Origin of the sequence: Ruminococcus sp. BSD2780120874_150323_B10 (genome assembly GCF_015553695.1) — a bacterium.
Taxonomy (GTDB): Bacteria; Bacillota; Clostridia; order Oscillospirales; family Acutalibacteraceae; genus Ruminococcoides; species Ruminococcoides intestinale_A.
This window is the reverse complement of record NZ_JADNHD010000015.1, coordinates 15,807-32,135: the sequence shown is the minus strand read 5'-3', so window position 1 is coordinate 32,135 and position 16,329 is coordinate 15,807. Positions and strand designations below refer to the sequence as shown.

General features: G+C 39.1%; 14 protein-coding genes. 13 read left to right on the top strand and 1 reads right to left on the bottom strand.

The genetic code is table 11. From position 1 onward, the window contains the following. Positions 1–25 precede the first annotated feature (25 nt). The 5 genes from rpsM (at position 26) to rplQ (ending at position 2,847) form a co-directional block, all read left to right on the top strand. Positions 26–394, top strand: coding sequence for a 30S ribosomal protein S13 (gene rpsM, locus I2E21_RS09750; RefSeq protein WP_022234124.1), 369 nt, complete (start codon positions 26–28; stop codon positions 392–394). A gap of 15 nt (positions 395–409) precedes the next feature. Next, positions 410–811: a 30S ribosomal protein S11 gene (rpsK, locus tag I2E21_RS09745; RefSeq protein ID WP_022234125.1), complete on the top strand. Its 402-nt coding sequence runs from the start codon at positions 410–412 to the stop codon at positions 809–811. Positions 812–843: 32 nt separating this feature from the next. Then, complete coding sequence (gene rpsD / locus I2E21_RS09740; RefSeq protein WP_195411208.1) at positions 844–1,440, top strand: 30S ribosomal protein S4; 597 nt, start codon at positions 844–846, stop codon at positions 1,438–1,440. 75 nt (positions 1,441–1,515) lie between these two features. Beyond that, a complete protein-coding gene (locus I2E21_RS09735) occupies positions 1,516–2,469 on the top strand; it encodes a DNA-directed RNA polymerase subunit alpha (protein WP_022234127.1) in 954 nt (317 codons plus the stop codon). A gap of 36 nt (positions 2,470–2,505) precedes the next feature. Next, the gene (rplQ, locus tag I2E21_RS09730) at positions 2,506–2,847 is read left to right on the top strand and encodes a 50S ribosomal protein L17 (protein ID WP_178586622.1); all 342 of its coding nucleotides are present in this window, start codon (positions 2,506–2,508) and stop codon (positions 2,845–2,847) included. Between the two features lie 886 nt (positions 2,848–3,733). Here the strand turns inward: rplQ and I2E21_RS09725 are convergent. Further along, entirely contained in the window at positions 3,734–5,557 is a 1,824-nt protein-coding gene (locus I2E21_RS09725; RefSeq protein WP_195411207.1) for a trypsin-like peptidase domain-containing protein, read from the bottom strand. A 336-nt stretch (positions 5,558–5,893) separates the two neighbouring features. Between I2E21_RS09725 and fba the strand changes: the two genes are divergently transcribed. From fba to pfkB, 8 genes are all read left to right on the top strand, one after another. Further along, a complete protein-coding gene (fba, locus tag I2E21_RS09720; protein WP_022235575.1) occupies positions 5,894–6,760 on the top strand; it encodes a class II fructose-1,6-bisphosphate aldolase in 867 nt (288 codons plus the stop codon). A gap of 226 nt (positions 6,761–6,986) precedes the next feature. Beyond that, a complete protein-coding gene (locus I2E21_RS12590; protein ID WP_195411206.1) occupies positions 6,987–8,450 on the top strand; it encodes a CAP domain-containing protein in 1,464 nt (487 codons plus the stop codon). Positions 8,451–8,625: 175 nt separating this feature from the next. Next, on the top strand, positions 8,626–10,509 hold the full coding sequence (gene htpG, locus I2E21_RS09710) for a molecular chaperone HtpG (RefSeq protein WP_195411205.1): 1,884 nt from the start codon (positions 8,626–8,628) through the stop codon (positions 10,507–10,509). 93 nt (positions 10,510–10,602) lie between these two features. Next, positions 10,603–11,946, top strand: a complete 1,344-nt coding sequence (locus I2E21_RS09705) for a triacylglycerol lipase (protein ID WP_243240621.1) — start codon at positions 10,603–10,605, stop codon at positions 11,944–11,946. Between the two features lie 19 nt (positions 11,947–11,965). Further along, positions 11,966–12,445 carry a dCMP deaminase family protein gene (locus I2E21_RS09700; RefSeq protein ID WP_186935491.1) on the top strand — a complete coding sequence of 160 codons (480 nt, stop codon included), beginning with the start codon at positions 11,966–11,968 and terminating at the stop codon, positions 12,443–12,445. A 358-nt stretch (positions 12,446–12,803) separates the two neighbouring features. Then, positions 12,804–14,360: a leucine-rich repeat protein gene (locus I2E21_RS09695; protein WP_195411204.1), complete on the top strand. Its 1,557-nt coding sequence runs from the start codon at positions 12,804–12,806 to the stop codon at positions 14,358–14,360. Between the two features lie 316 nt (positions 14,361–14,676). Then, on the top strand, positions 14,677–15,426 hold the full coding sequence (locus I2E21_RS09690; protein ID WP_022235581.1) for a DeoR/GlpR family DNA-binding transcription regulator: 750 nt from the start codon (positions 14,677–14,679) through the stop codon (positions 15,424–15,426). Next, positions 15,423–16,328, top strand: coding sequence for a 1-phosphofructokinase (gene pfkB / locus I2E21_RS09685; RefSeq protein WP_195411203.1), 906 nt, complete (start codon positions 15,423–15,425; stop codon positions 16,326–16,328). Before I2E21_RS09690 ends, pfkB begins: the two co-directional genes overlap by 4 nt. The last annotated feature ends 1 nt before the right edge of the window (position 16,329 follow it).

Genomic DNA, 16,329 nt, shown 5'->3' with positions numbered 1-16,329 from the left:
TGATTTTTGATGGAGGTGCAACTGAATGGCTCGTATAGCAGGTGTTGACTTACCAAGAGATAAAAGAGTTGAAATCGGTTTAACTTATATCTACGGTATCGGCCGTAAAACTGCAGGCGACATTATTGCTGCAACAGGTGTAAATCCTGACACTCGTGTTAGAGATTTAACAGAAGAGGATGTATCAAAGCTCAGAGAATATATTGAGCATCATTGTCGTGTTGAAGGTGACCTTCGCCGTGACATAGCTTATGATATAAAAAGACTTATTGATATTGGTTGTTACCGTGGCGTTCGTCACAGAAAAGGTCTTCCGGTAAGAGGTCAGCGTTCTAAGACTAACGCTCGTACCCGTAAGGGCCCACGCAAAACCATGGCTAACAAGAAGAAGTAAGGAGGGCAATGGATTATGGCAGCACCAAAGGGTGGTAAGAAAGTTATTCGCCGTCGCCGTGAACGCAAAAATATTGAAAAAGGCGCAGCACATATTCAGTCAACTTTTAATAACACAATCGTTACTATTTCCGATACACAGGGCAACGCTGTATCTTGGGCAAGTGCCGGCGAACTCGGCTTCAGAGGCTCAAAGAAGTCAACTCCGTTTGCCGCACAGTCAGCAGCAGAGACAGCTGCAAAGGCTGCAATGGAACACGGTATGAAGTCCGTTGAAGTATATGTTAAAGGTCCGGGACAGGGCCGTGAAGCTGCAATCAGAGCTTTACAGTCAGCAGGTCTTGAGGTTACTATGATTAAGGATGTAACTCCAATTCCTCACAACGGATGCCGTCCTCCTAAGAGAAGACGTGTATAGTATTTAAAATATTCTATTGGAGTGAAAATAAAATGGCAGTAAACAGAGATCCTATCTTAAAAAGATGCAGATACCTGGGCATTAGCCCTACTGTTGTAGGCATAAACAAGGAATCTTTCAGAAAGCCAAATGCAAATGGTAGAAGGAAGGTTTCAGAATACGGCTTACAGCTTAAAGAGAAGCAGAAGTTAAAGTTTATCTACGGCGTTCTTGAGAAGCAGTTCTATCACTACTATGAAATTGCTACAAAAATGGAAGGTCAGGCAGGTACTAACCTCATCGTTTGTCTTGAAACAAGACTTGACAACATCATCTTCAGAATGGGTATGGCTCAGACAAGAAGAGATGCAAGACAGGTTGTTACTCACGGTCATTTCCTCGTAAATGGTCAGAGAGTTGATATCCCATCTTACAGAGTTAAGGTTGGCGATGTTATCACAATCAGAGACAAGAGCAAGAACAGCGTTAAGTTTAAAGAAATTCTTGACAAGACAAGCGGCAGACTCTCACCAAAGTGGCTCGAGGTAAATAAGGATGAATACACAGCAAAGGTTATTGCTTTGCCAAGTCTTGAGGACATTGACTACGAAGTAGCTCCTCACCTTATTGTTGAGTTGTACTCCAAGTAATCCCTTTTTTCACAGGCAGGTTACACACGCATTGGCTGCGTTATGCAGCCGCATAATGTTTAGGAGGATTCGCGAATGATCGAAATTGAAAAGCCAAGAATTGAAACCGAGGAATTAACCGAGGATGGAAAGCACGGCAGATTTGTTGTTGAACCGCTCGAGCGTGGCTTTGGCAACACATTGGGCAACAGCCTGCGCAGAGTTTTGCTTTCTTCTCTTGAAGGCTGTGCCGTTACATCTATCAAGATTGACGGAGTTCTTCACGAATTTTCAACTATTCCCGGCGTAAAGGAAGACGTTACGGAAATTGTTCTTAATATGAAAAGCGTTGTTGCAAAGCTTTACGAAACAAGCCCAAAGGTTGTTGAAATCTCAGCACAGGGTCCTTGCGTAGTAACTGCCGGAGATATTAAATGTGACAGCGAGGTTGAGATTCTCAATCCTGAGCAGCACATTGCAACTCTCGGTGAGGATGCAAAGCTCAATATGGAAATCACCATTGACAAGGGCAGAGGATACATCCCTGCTGAACGCAACAAGCTTATTAGCGGCAATAATGTTATTGGCGTTTTACCTATTGATTCTATTTATACTCCCGTATTAAAGGTAAATTACACAGTTGACAACACTCGTGTAGGTCAGATTACTGACTATGACAAACTCACACTTGATGTTTGGACAAACGGTGTTATCAATGCACAGGAGGCTGTATCTCTTGCAGCTAAGGTGCTTACCGAGCACTTAAACCTCTTTGTAAACCTTTCGGATAAGGCTTCAAGTGCAGAGGTTATGGTTGAAAAAGACGATAAGGGCAAGGAGAAAATCCTTGAAATGACAATTGAAGATCTCGATTTGTCAGTTCGTTCTTTCAACTGCTTAAAGCGTGCCGGTATTAATACGGTAGAAGATTTGATCAACAAGTCAGAAGAGGATATGATGAAAGTAAGAAACCTCGGCAGAAAATCTCTCGAGGAAGTAATCCAGAAACTCAATTCTCTCGGATTTAGTCTTCAGAAGGAAGACGAATAAACACTTTAAAAACCCAACGGTAAAGGAGTGAACACAATGCCAGGTACAAGAAAATTAGGAAGAACAACTGCTCAGAGAACAGCTATGCTCCGTGCAATGGTTACATTCCTTCTCGAAAACGGTAAAATCGAAACAACTCTTACTCGTGCCAAGGAAGTTCAGGCTATGGCAGAGAAGATGATTACTACAGCAAAAGAAGATAACCTTCACAACAGAAGACTCGTTTTAGGTTTTGTTACTAAGGAAGAGGTTACAGTAAAGCTCTTTACTGAAATCGCTCCAAAGTATGCTGACAGAAACGGCGGTTATACAAGAGTAACAAAGATCGGTCCTCGTCGTGGTGACGGTGCAGAGATGGCTGTTATCGAGTTAATCTGATTTTTCGGTAATAATATTTGCTGATATACGCTCTCAACTTCGGTTGAGAGCGTTTTTGCGTTTGCTTTAATGTTATGCTTAGATTTTTATGGTTTTGTTCTAAATGTTGGGGTAACAATAATAAATTATGGTTTAGCAAATTGATTTGCCAATCAATTATAAAAGTTTGGTCGACCTTTTCAAAGGTCGTGGGTGTGGGCAAAGCCCACAAATACTTTCCGTTTATGCAGTCTGACGATAGCCAAACAGCTCGCTGTTTGGCGGCTTGAACAAACAGGCGAAAGCCTTTGCGGGAGCAACAAAAGAAAATACACTTCATTTTTCATAGTCAACGCAATGCGTTGACTATGTTTTTAGCGTTTCTGTTTATAATGGCTGTCGCCTGTTTTAACAAACTAAGTCTTAACACGCAAACAGCCACGCTGTTTGCGCCTGATAAATTGTAGTATCGGAAGATTTTATGGGCGCTGCCCAAACCCGCAATTTTTGAAAAAATTGAGTAAACTTTTTTGCTTTTAGGAGGATAATTTAGCGTTAGCTAAATTTCAATGTCCAACCGACACTCCGCTAAACAACAATTTACCCCAACTTTTGATAAAGAACCATTTTTATTAAAGGTTTGGTAAATTACGGTTTAACCATTGCTTTGCCAATTAATTATAAAAATTCAGTCAACCTTTTCAACGGTTGAGGTTGTGGGCAAAGCCCATAAATACTTTGCGTTTACAAAATCTAACGATAGCCAAACGGCAAGCTGCTTGGCAGCCTAAACACAACGGTGTTACCCTTTAAATGCGACAGCAACAGGAAAAGCCACTCCGTTATATAATTTAAAAAACGACCGCTGTCCGATAATGACAGCGGCCGTTATGATTATATAATTTTATTACTTGCTTTCCTGCAAAGTTATGGTAACTTTATCTGTACTGCCGTTTGAGCTGCGGTAATATTCAAGCTCAATTGTATCGCCTGCTTTATGGCTTTCGAGTATATCATAGAACTCGGCAAAGTTGCTTACCTTTTTGCCGTCGGCACCTGTGATAATATCGTTTTCTTTAAGGTCTGTGTTTGCGCAAGGACCGTCCTCGTCAATGCTGTAAATCGCAATGCCCGCTGGCGTGTTTCCACTGCTCTGTACATTTTCACCTGTAACGCCAATTTTTACTCTGCCCTGCACATAGCCGTATTTCATAATGTCATCAATAACATCTTTTACTGTGGCAGAAGGAATTGCAAAGCCCATACCCTCATAATCTGTAGCGGCTATTTTTGCGGATGAAACTCCGATTACCTGACCGTACATATTTACAAGAGCGCCGCCGGAATTGCCTGGGTTAATGGCTGCATCTGTCTGAATGAATTTTACATTTGTCGTAATACTGCTCTGTCTGTCAACTGCAGATACAATACCCTGAGTGATTGAGTTGTTATACTTAACTCCGCCGGGATTACCTATAGCTATTACACTTTCACCAAGTGAAACATCTTTGGAGTTACCAAAGTTTGCGACCTTAAGTCCGCTTGCATCGTCCATTTTCAAAAGAGCAAGGTCTGTGCGTGTATCGTAACCAACAACACCTGCTTTGTACTGCTTGCCGTCGGAAGTAACGACCTGTATAAGGTAGAGAGTTTTGCTGTTGCCAACTACATGAGCATTTGTAACCACATAACCGTCTGATGTAATTATAATTCCGCTGCCCTGCGAAGTGCACTGTGAATCATCTGTGATTTCGTCTGAATAGCAAAGAACGCCGACAATAGTATCTGTTACTTCGTTGCTTGCATATTCGGTGTTGTATTTGGAATCTTTGGCATCGCTCGGTTTAGCTTTTAAGTCAATTCCCTCATAAGAAGAATTTGTCTTGTTGCTGTAATCGGATTCATTATGCTCTTGAGTGCTTGAACTGTCATTGTTAAAGTACGGACTGTCACTCGGTAATGTAAATGTATGGCTGTTATTTGTATTATTTTTGTTGCCGTTTGAATTTGACGCAACATAGGCAATCATTCCGCAGATACTGCCTACACAAAGCAATGACAGCACAACTATTATTACAATTATGCCGGGTGTCATCTTTTTGCGTGGCATATTCGGCATTGGCGGTTGTGCGTATGTATTTGAATAATCAACAGGCGGCTTTTGTTGCGGCACATAAGGCTGTCCGTATGGCTGCTGATTAAAGTTTGGCTGTTGATAATTCTGCTGTCCGTACTGCGGCTGATATTGTTGATACTGTGGTGCGTACGGTTGAGAATATTGCTGTTGTGGATTAGCGTATTGTCCATACTGAGGCTGATACACAGGTCTGCCGCCAGCCTGCGGATTGCCGTACGGCTGATATTGAGGCGGTTGCGGATTAAACGGCTGTTGATATTGCGGATTCGGATTATACTGCTGACTAAAGTTTGGGTTGTATTGTCCGTTGCAGCCGTTGTTTTGATAATATCCGTTTTGCTGCGGCTGTTCAAAATTCGGTGTTTGAGGAGCAAAGTCATTTTGCGGTTGCTGAGGTTGAGAAAATCCATTTTCAAACGGTTTTTCAGGCTCGAAATTTCGATACTGCGGTGTTACCGATTGTTCGTTAGTCGTTTCTGCGTTGTTTTCTGTATTTTCGGTTTCAAAAACAGGCGCAGGCTGCGGCTCGGTCGGTTTTTCGGTAAAAGGCTTTTCAGGTTCAAACTGATTATTAGAATTGAAATTATTATCCATAAAAATATCTCCTTATTAGTAATGCATAATTCGTAATTGTATAAAATAATTAAGTCAAACTTATATGTTGCAAACTTTTTAATTATGAATTACTAATTTATAGCTTTCATAAGTATTATATATCTTTATTGTTTTAAAAGCAACAAAATTATATCACGCTTATGTGAGTATATATTGAAAATTAGGTGATTTTACAAGATTTTTCCTGTAATTTCTTCAAAAAACCAAAAAACTTTTGCAAAAGACTTTATATTTGAAATGATTTATTGTATAATAAAAGTAACTCGGAGCGACTATATTTTTTGTTCCGAAAATTTACTACAAAGGAAGATTAATATGCCATTAGTAAACGCTAAAGAAATGCTTACAAAAGCAAAAGCAGGCCACTATGCAGTTGGTCAGTTCAACATCAATAACCTTGAGTGGACAAAGTCAATTCTTTTAACTGCTCAGGAGCTTAACTCACCTGTAATTCTCGGTGTATCTGAGGGCGCAGGTAAATATATGTGCGGTTACAAGACAGTCGTTGGTATGGTAAACGGTATGCTCGAAGAGCTTAACATTACTGTTCCGGTTGCTCTCCACCTTGATCACGGTTCATACGAAGGCGCTAAGGCTTGCATTAAGGCAGGTTTCAGCTCAATTATGTTTGACGGTTCACACTACCCAATCGAAGAGAACATTGCTAAGACTAAGGAACTCGTAGCTGCTTGTAACATTCTCGGTCTTTCACTTGAGGCTGAAGTTGGTTCAATCGGCGGTGAGGAAGACGGCGTTATCGGTATGGGCGAGTGCGCAGATCCTAAGGAATGTAAAATGGTTGCTGACCTCGGCGTAACAATGCTCGCTGCAGGTATCGGTAACATTCACGGTAAGTATCCTGCAAACTGGAAGGGTCTTAGCTTTGAAACTCTTGATGCGATTCAGCAGCTTACAGGCGATATGCCACTCGTTCTCCACGGCGGTACAGGCATCCCTGCTGATATGATCAAGAAGGCTATTTCACTCGGTGTTTCAAAGATCAATGTAAATACAGAGTGCCAGCTTGCATTTGCCGATGCTACAAGAAAGTATGTTGAGGCAGGTAAGGACTTAGAGGGTAAGGGCTTTGACCCAAGAAAGCTCCTTGCTCCGGGTGCAGAGGCTATCAAGGCTACTGTTAAAGAGAAAATGGAACTCTTCGGTTCAGTCGGTAAGGCTTAATCGTATAGCTTAATATTTTCACAAATTTAAGGCTTCGTCTTTTGACGGAGCCTTTTTTGTGCTTCACACTTTGTTGCTCACATATTTTCAACAAAATAATGCACAAAATTTCGTTGGTGAAATTTTGAATTAATATTGACATATATTATTAACTGTTGTAACATATTAATATAATATTTTGAGGAAATACGGAATATTAAATCAAAATTACAAAGAGGTTGATAATGTGAAACATAATAAATTATTAAAAGGTATTACTGCTTCCGCACTTGCACTTACAGTGCCTATGTCAATGCTTGCTATGGGCGGATTGGCAGTGTCGGCGGCAAGCACCGATGAAAATGTAGGCAAAGGCACAAAGATTTACTTTGATATTGACTCAACAGGTTGGGAAAACTATACTACGATTTATTGCCATATCTGGAGAGCTGACGGTACGGGGGAATGGACAAATTGGCAAACAAGGAAAGAAATATGCACTCAAGAAGATAACGGTTTATACTCCTATGATGTTGCGAAAACTGGCAATGCCGACGAAATCGTGCAGTCGGGCGACCACAACTATTATTGCTTAATGTTCAGCGCAGACACAGGTATGCAGACATATACAACAATTATGAACGGTAATTGCCTTGGCGATACCTGCTATGTTACAGGTAATTTATTGGAAAATCCTGCAGGCAGTTGGAAAAAATGTACAGAGGCGGCATGGAAGAATCATCCCGAGTGCGGTCCGGAAAAAGCAATTACTTCAACAAGCAAGGTAATAGGTTCTGCTTTACCTGACGGTGTGACCGATGCCGATCTTTTGGCATATTATTTATTAGACTATGTGAGCTATGACGGAGTAGCCGATACCCAAAGAACAGACAAAACAGGCGACCTTGCAAGATTGCTTAATGTTAAGAAAAATGACCTTATTGACAGCGTTAAAGTAAATATTAATAAACAAAAAGCTGATTATCTTAACGATGATGAAGCAGAAAAAAGGCTGAATACTATTCTTGATGTTATTAATACCGCTTACCAAGATATTTCCGATTCGGACGAGTATGATATAAACCTTGACGGTAAGTTTGATGTACAGGATGTTACATATTTGCAGTTAGGCATTTCGGGAAAAAATCAGTTTACCGATACGCAGAAAGAAATTGCCGATTATAACAACGACGGTAAAATTGATGTTCAGGATGTAACGAAAGCGCAGATGATTATTTCAGAAGTAACTGTACCGGTTAAACCGAATCCCACGCCCAATCCTGATCCCGAACCCGATCCTGAGCCTGAACCTACAACAAGCTATAACAGAGAATTTGCTGACAGGGTTATTGAACTTGTAAATATTGAGCGTGCCAAAGAGGGACTGAAACCGCTGAAAAAAGATGATACACTTACCGGTCTTTCTGATATTCGTGCAAAAGAAACAGTTACTTTATTTGATCATAAACGACCTAACGGTACAAAATGGTCAACAATTCTTAAGGAAAACAATGTATCTTACACTAATGCGGCTGAGAATATTGCATCAGGATATTCAACACCGGAGGATGTTGTGAATGCATGGATGAATTCGGAAGGTCACAGAGCAAGTATTATGAGCAAAACTTATGAAAAAATCGGTGTTTCTTGCTATATCGATAATAATTCTAAATATAAATATTATTGGGATCAGTTGTTTATAAAGGACTAAAAAGCAATATGACGAATATAAAAGCAATACTGTATGATATGTACGGTATTGCTTTTTATTTATGCTACACATAACCAATACTTTATCTATTGAAAATTTAACCAAAATGATGTATAATATAATATTAGTACGAAAGAATGTAGTACGCATTATTAATTAAAAAGGAAGTAATTTTATGGCTAAGAAAGAATTTAAATCAGAGTCAAAAAGACTTCTCGACCTGATGATTAATTCAATTTATACTCATAAGGAGATTTTCCTTAGAGAGCTTATTTCAAATGCAAGCGATGCTATTGATAAGCTTTGCTTTATTGCACTTACAGACGATAAGCTTAATATGAGCAGAGATGATTTTAAGATTTTTATAAAGCCCGACAAGGAAAACCGCACGCTTACAATTACCGATAACGGTATTGGTATGGATAAGGATGACCTTGAAAACAACCTTGGTACAATCGCATCTTCGGGTTCATATAAGTTTAAGCAGGAGATGGGCGAAAAGCAGGATGATATCGACATTATCGGTCAGTTCGGCGTTGGCTTTTACTCCGCTTTTATGGTAGCAAAGAAAATTACCGTTGTTACTAAGAAATACGGCTGTGACACAGCTTACAAGTGGGAATCTGACGGCGCAGACGGTTACGAAATCACCGAAACAGAGAGGGACGAAATCGGTACAACAATTGTACTTGAAATTAAGGACAATACAGAGGAAGAAAACTATGATGAGTTCCTTGAGCAGTACAGAATTCAGGGACTTATCAAGAAGTATTCCGACTATATCCGCTATCCGATTATGATGGATATGACTCACAGCAGAGTTAAGGAAGAAACCAAGGACAGCGAAAAACCGGAGTATGAGGATTATACAGAAACCGAAACTCTTAACAGTATGCTCCCAATCTGGCAAAGAGCAAAGAAAGATGTTAAGCAGGAGGAGTACGATAATTTTTATCGTGAAAAGTTTATGGCTATGGACAAGCCTTTGCATACAATCGTAACTTCCGTAGAGGGTGTTGTTACATACAAGGCATTGCTTTTCATTCCGTCACAGGCACCTTACGATTACTATACAAAGGAATACAAAAAGGGACTTCAGCTTTATTCAAGCGGTGTTCTTATTATGGAAAACTGCGAGGAGCTTTTACCTGAACATTTCAGATTTGTAAAGGGTATTGTTGACAGTGCAGACCTTTCTCTTAACATTTCAAGAGAGATGCTCCAGCATGACCGTCACCTTATCACTATTGCACAGAACATTGAGAAGAAGATTAAGAACGAGCTTACTTCAATGCTTGCAAATGACAGAGAAAATTATGAAAAGTTCTTCAATGCCTTTGGCAGACAGCTTAAGTACGGAGTATCTGCCGACTACGGTATGCATAAAGAAGAATTACAAGACTTACTTATGTATTACTCTTCTACAGAGAAAAAACTTGTAACTCTTTCGGAATATGTTGACAGAATGAAAGAGGATCAGAAGTTTATTTACTTTGCAGTCGGCGAGAACATTTCTTCAATTGACAATCTCCCGCAGACAGAACTTTTGCGTTCAAAGGGTTACGAAATCCTCTATTGTACAGAAGAAATTGATGAGTTCTCACTCCAGACTCTTATGCAGTACAAGGAAAAGCGTTTCTGTTCGGCTACAAACGATGACCTCGGTATTGAGAATGATGAAAACAAAGAGGAAGAAAAGGACAGCAGTGCAATCCTTACTTTTGTAAAAGAAACACTTGGCGATAAGGTCAGCGAAGTTGTTGCGTCTAAAAAGTTGGTTTCTCACCCTGTTTGCCTTACCGCAAAGGGCGGCATTTCATTTGAAATGGAAAAATACTTCAATGCGGTTCAGCCTGACAGCGGTATGAAAGCACAGAGAGTGCTTGAGCTTAATATGAATCACCCGGCTGTAAAGGCAATGGAAAGCGCAGTGCAGACGGATATTGAAAAAGCAAAGAAGTACGCAGAGCTTCTCTACGATCAGGCTCTCCTCATTGCAGGACTTCCGATTGAAAATCCCGGTGAATATGCAGATCTCGTCTGCAGTCTTATGGTGTAATTAAATAATTATCTTAAAGCGGTTGCATTAGTTGCATCCGCTTTTTTGTTGCAATTTTTGTGTGTGCGTGTTATTATAAAAACGGGTGATTTAATGAAAAAATCCGGAGTGTTTACATTCTTTTATAGGCTGTTGCTCACGCTTATGCTTATGGTCGGTATTAACGGCATTTTTCTTGCAGAGATGCTTGACAGGTGGTATTTGCCGCTTATCAGTGTTTTTGCGTTTGTTGCCGCAAATGTTTTTCCGTCTGTTGCAAAAGGCGGCTATCCGTCTTTTAAATTCAGAATGATTGCACACGGCAGTGAATTGCTCTTGCAATTTTTAATAACAACTCTGCTTTCAAGTGTGATTTATATTCAGTCGGCTTTTCAAATGTTACCTGACAATTGGGTAAAATGGGCGCTGTGCCTTGGAGGTGCTCTGCTTGCGGAGTTTATTTTGTTTTGGAACGGTATCATTTCCGTTTATTGCACATCGGTTCAACTTGGCATAAAGCATAGGTTTATCGGAATAATTTGCGGTTTTATTCCGATTGTAAATTTATTTTGTCTTGGCGTTATTATAAAAATAACTATGCAAGAGGTTAATTTTGAGATTGATAAAGCCGAACAAGACAGAAAAAGAATTAATGAGAAAATTTGCAAAACAAAATACCCTGTATTGCTTGTGCACGGTGTGTTTTTTCGTGACAGCGCATATTTCAATTATTGGGGCAGAGTGCCGGCAGAGCTTATTGCAAACGGTGCAGAAATTTACTACGGTAATCACGAATCGGCCGCATCTGTAGATGACAGCGCCAAAGAGATTGCCGAGAGAATTAAACAAATCGTTGCGGAAACAGGTTGTGAAAAGCTGAACATTATTGCTCATTCAAAGGGCGGGCTTGATTGCAGAAAGGCGATTGCCTGTTACGGCGTTGAAGATATGACAGCATCGCTCACCACAATAAACACTCCGCATCGTGGCTGCGGTTTTGCCGACTATCTTTTAACAAAAGTTTCGCCTAATGTTAAAAACAAAATTGCTTTTGCATACAATAACGCACTTTTAAAGTTTGGCGACAAAAATCCCGACTTCATCTCTGCCGTAACCGACCTTACGCAGGCAAATTGTACGAAACTTAACGCTGATGTATTTGACTCACCAAAGGTTTATTATCAGAGCTTTGGCTCAAAGCTGAACAGAGCGTCGGGAGGAAAATTTCCGCTTAACTTTTCCTACAATCTTGTAAAATATTTTGACGGCGAGAATGACGGCTTGGTTTCAGAAAACTCCTTTGCCTGGGGCGAAAAATATACATACATTACTACAAAAGGTAAAAGAGGTATTTCTCACGGAGATATGATTGACCTTAACCGTGAAAATATTAAGGACTTTGACATAAGAGAATTTTATGTGCAGATACTTGCAGACTTGAAAAAATCAGGTTATTGATAAGGAGGATAAAGATAATATGAAGAGAAAAGACTATATTTCATGGGACGAATACTTTATGGGTGTGGCTATTCTTGCCTCAAAGCGCAGTAAAGACCCGAACACTCAAGTAGGTGCGTGTATTGTAGACAATAACAATATCATTCTTTCAACAGGTTACAACGGCTTTCCTTTCGGTTGTTCCGATGACGATTATCCGTGGTGCAGAGATGGTGAAGACACAAAGTACAGCTATGTGGTACACGCCGAGCTTAATGCTATACTTAATGCAAGAGGCAAAAATCTTAAGGGTGCAAGGCTGTATGTTGACCTTTTTCCTTGCAACGAATGTGCAAAAGCCATTATTCAGTCGGGTATAGCAGAGGTCGTTTATCTTTATGATAAATATGCCGACAGCGCCGCAACTGTTGCGTCTAAAAGAATGTTGCAGTCGGCAGGGGTAGCGTGCCGTAAATTTACTTCCGACAAAAAGAGCCTTTCAATTGATTTTGAAAAGTAATATTGAGAAAAATATATAGCCTTTGATTTGTTTTCGGTCAAAGACTATAAGATTATTTGAGATAGCATTAATAAATTATGGTTTAGCAAATTGATTTTCCAAGCAATTATAAAAGTTTGGTCAACCTTTTCAAAGGCTGTGGGTGTGGGCAAAGCCCACAAATACTTTCCGCTTATGCAATGATGTGACCTTTTTGTGTTAAAGTTGACAAATAAAAAAATTTATATTTTTGATGATTGTATATGTAACTGAATTGCACAATTTTGTATTGACAGTAAATTTCATATTTGCTATTATTTTTATTGTATATTGAGAAGTATATAAAATATTTTGTCATAATGACAAGGAGAGAAAATAAATGAAAAAATTTTTAGCATCAATTATTGCTGTGGTTTTAGCTGTAAGCGGGTTATCTGTGATTTCAATTACAGCAAATGCGGCAACTATTTTTATAAGCGGCAACTATGAATATACTGTAAATTCAGATGATACCGTAAATATTGCGGGATATAAGGGTATAGCAACCGATATTACAATTCCGTCACAAATTTTAAATAAAAATGTTGTAAAAATTTCTGATAATTCTTTTTACAACAATAGCACATTAACTTCTGTTAAAATACCAAATACAATAAAAGTTGTCGGTTCAATGGCATTTCACAATTGTACAAAACTTTCAAAAGTTACATTACCAAGCAATCTTACCGAAATCGGCTATAGCGCATTTAACGGAACAACAGCGCTCACAACAATTACAATTCCAAAAACGGTTACAACAGCCGGTAATAATGTATTTAACGATTCGGCACTTAAAACAGCCGCTATAGAAAACGGCGCAACAGCAGTAGCAGACAATCTTTTCAGTAACGCTAAAAATTTAACTAAAGTAACAATTCCGAATACAGTAAAGAAAGTAGGCTCAATGTCATTTTATCATTGTGAAAAACTTTCGTCGGTAACATTGCCAAATACTCTTACCGAACTTGGTTATAATGCATTTAACGGAACAACAGCGCTCACAACAATTACAATACCGAAGACTGTAACCAAAGCAGGCATTGATGTGTTTGAAGATTCGGGACTAAAAACAGCCGCTATAGAAAACGGTGCAACAGCAGTAGCAGACAATCTTTTCAGTAACGCTAAAAATTTAAATAAAGTAACAATTCCGAATACAGTAAAGAAAGTAGGCTCAATGTCATTTTATCATTGTGAAAAACTTTCGTCGGTAGCATTGCCAAATACTCTTACCGAAATCGGCTATAGCGCATTTAACGGAACAACAGCGCTCACAACAATTACAATACCGAAGACTGTAACCAAAGCAGGCAGTGATGTGTTTGAAGATTCGGGACTAAAAACAGCTATAATCGAAAACGGAGCAACATCAGTGCCGAATAATTTGTTTAGTAAAGCAACAAATCTGACACAGATAACCATTCCAAATACAGTTAAAAAAATAGGTTCAATGTCCTTTTATGACTGTACAAAATTATCCTCGGTAACTTTGCCGAATACTCTTACATCAATCGAAACATCTGCATTTGAAAATTGCCAAGCTATGAAATCTATTACTATTCCAAAGAATGTTACATATTTTGGTACAACCGCAGTGGGCTATAGTGATGGCAGAGTTATTGACGGATTTATAATTTACGGCTATAAAAATACAAAGGCACAGACATACGCAACCAAAAATAAAATTACATTCAAAGCATTGCAGGAGGAAACTGTACCTGTAGGTGATATAAATAATGACGGCAAAATAGATGTATCGGATGTTACATACTTACAGATGTATCTTTCGGGCAATTCATCATATGTAATTAAAAATACAAAGGCGGCAGACGCAAACGGCGACGGTAAAATTGATGTTGCCGATGTTACAAAGATTCAGACTATTATTGCTTCGTAATTAAAATTTAATATTAAAAGTACATTAAAGCTGTTCGGGCAAGAGTTACCGAACAGCTTTTTGCTTTTATAAATGATAAAATACGGGAATAAAAAGACAGTAATCGGGATAGAATATTTTTGGATAATCTTGGCTGATTTATGACTGAAATTGAATGACTTAAAAATGCAAAAGCAAAATCACTTGTTAAAACACACAAAATTATATGCGATTTTTGATATAAACTAACTGAATTTCAATTTTAATGAATTTTTTTGAAAGAATTTGCTTGACTTTAACAAAACAGGTGTTATAATGTAGTCAAGAGGTGAGGGAAATGCTTACTCAGGAAAGATACCAAACAATACTTCAAATATTAAGCGAGAAAAACACAGTCACGGTACAGGAGCTTACAAAGCTTTTGAATACATCGGAGTCAACCATAAGGCGTGACCTCACAACACTTGACGAGATGGGCAAGCTTAATAAAGTATTCGGAGGAGCAACCTCAATTCACCAGCTTTCGGGCGTATATGAGGCTGATGTGAAATCAAGAGAAGGTATAATGCTTGACGAAAAGAAAGCAATCGCAATCTATTGTGCAAAACTTATTAACGATACGGATTTTGTATATATAGACGCAGGCACAACCACTGATATTCTCACAGATTACATTACAAACAAAAACGCAACCTATGTTACAAACGGTATTACCCACGCAAAAAATCTTATAAGAAAGGGACTTACAACATACACAATCGGCGGCAGAATCAAACCTGCTACCGAGGCTATTATGGGCGCGGAAGGTTTAAGGTCGCTGAAAACCTTTAACTTTACAAAATCCTTTATGGGTACTAACGGAATTGAATTAAATGCAGGCTTTACCACTCCTGATATGGAAGAGGGCTTGATCAAAGAGGAAGTTATAAAAAGAAGTTATATGTCTTTTGTTCTTGCCGACAATACCAAATTCAGAAAGGTATTTCCGATTACCTTTGCAGAGCTTAAAGACTGCTGTATTATAACCGACAAACTCCCGTATAATGAGTTTTCGGAAAAAACAATAATCAAGGAGGTTATGAAGTGATTTACACAGTTACACTAAACCCGTCAATTGATTACATCGTTCGTCTTGATGAGCTTAAGACAGGCATTACAAACAGAACAACAAGCGAGGAATATTACATCGGCGGCAAGGGAATAAATGTTTCGTGCGTACTTGCCGAACTCGGTATCAAGAGCACAGCGCTTGGTTTTGTTGCAGGATTTACCGGAGAGGCTATTGAAAAAGGTCTTAAAAATCCTAAAATCACAGCAGATTTTATCACACTTAAAAGCGGAATTTCAAGAATAAACATCAAAATCAAGGCAGGCGAAGAAACCGAAATCAACTGTCAAGGACCGCACATAGATGAGGAAGAACTTTTGAATCTGTTTGATAAAATCGACAATATTCAGAGCGGCGATACACTTATCATTGCAGGAAATATTCCAAATACATTGCCTGACGATGTTTATGAAAGAATCATAGAAAGACTTGACGGAAAAGATGTAAGAATTGTAGTTGACGCAACTAAAAAGTTGCTTGTTAATTCACTAAAATACAAACCGTTTTTAATCAAACCGAACCGTCAGGAGCTTTCAGAAATTTTTGACACAACAGTAAAGACAGAAAGCGATGTTGTCAAATATGCACAGGAATTGCAGAAAATGGGTGCAAAAAATGTTCTCGTTTCTCTGGGCGGCGACGGTGCATTACTTGTTGACGAATTCGGAAAGGTTCATAAAGAGGGCGTTATTAAAGGTCACAAGGTACTGAATACAGTAGGCTCGGGTGACTCGATGGTAGCAGGCTTTGTAGCCGGCTGCATTGACAAAAATGATTACGCCTATGCGTTAAAGCTCGGCAGTGCCTGCGGAAATGCAACAGCATTTTTAAACGGACTTGCCACAAAAGATAAAATTGATGAATTGCTCGCTCAATTCTGAG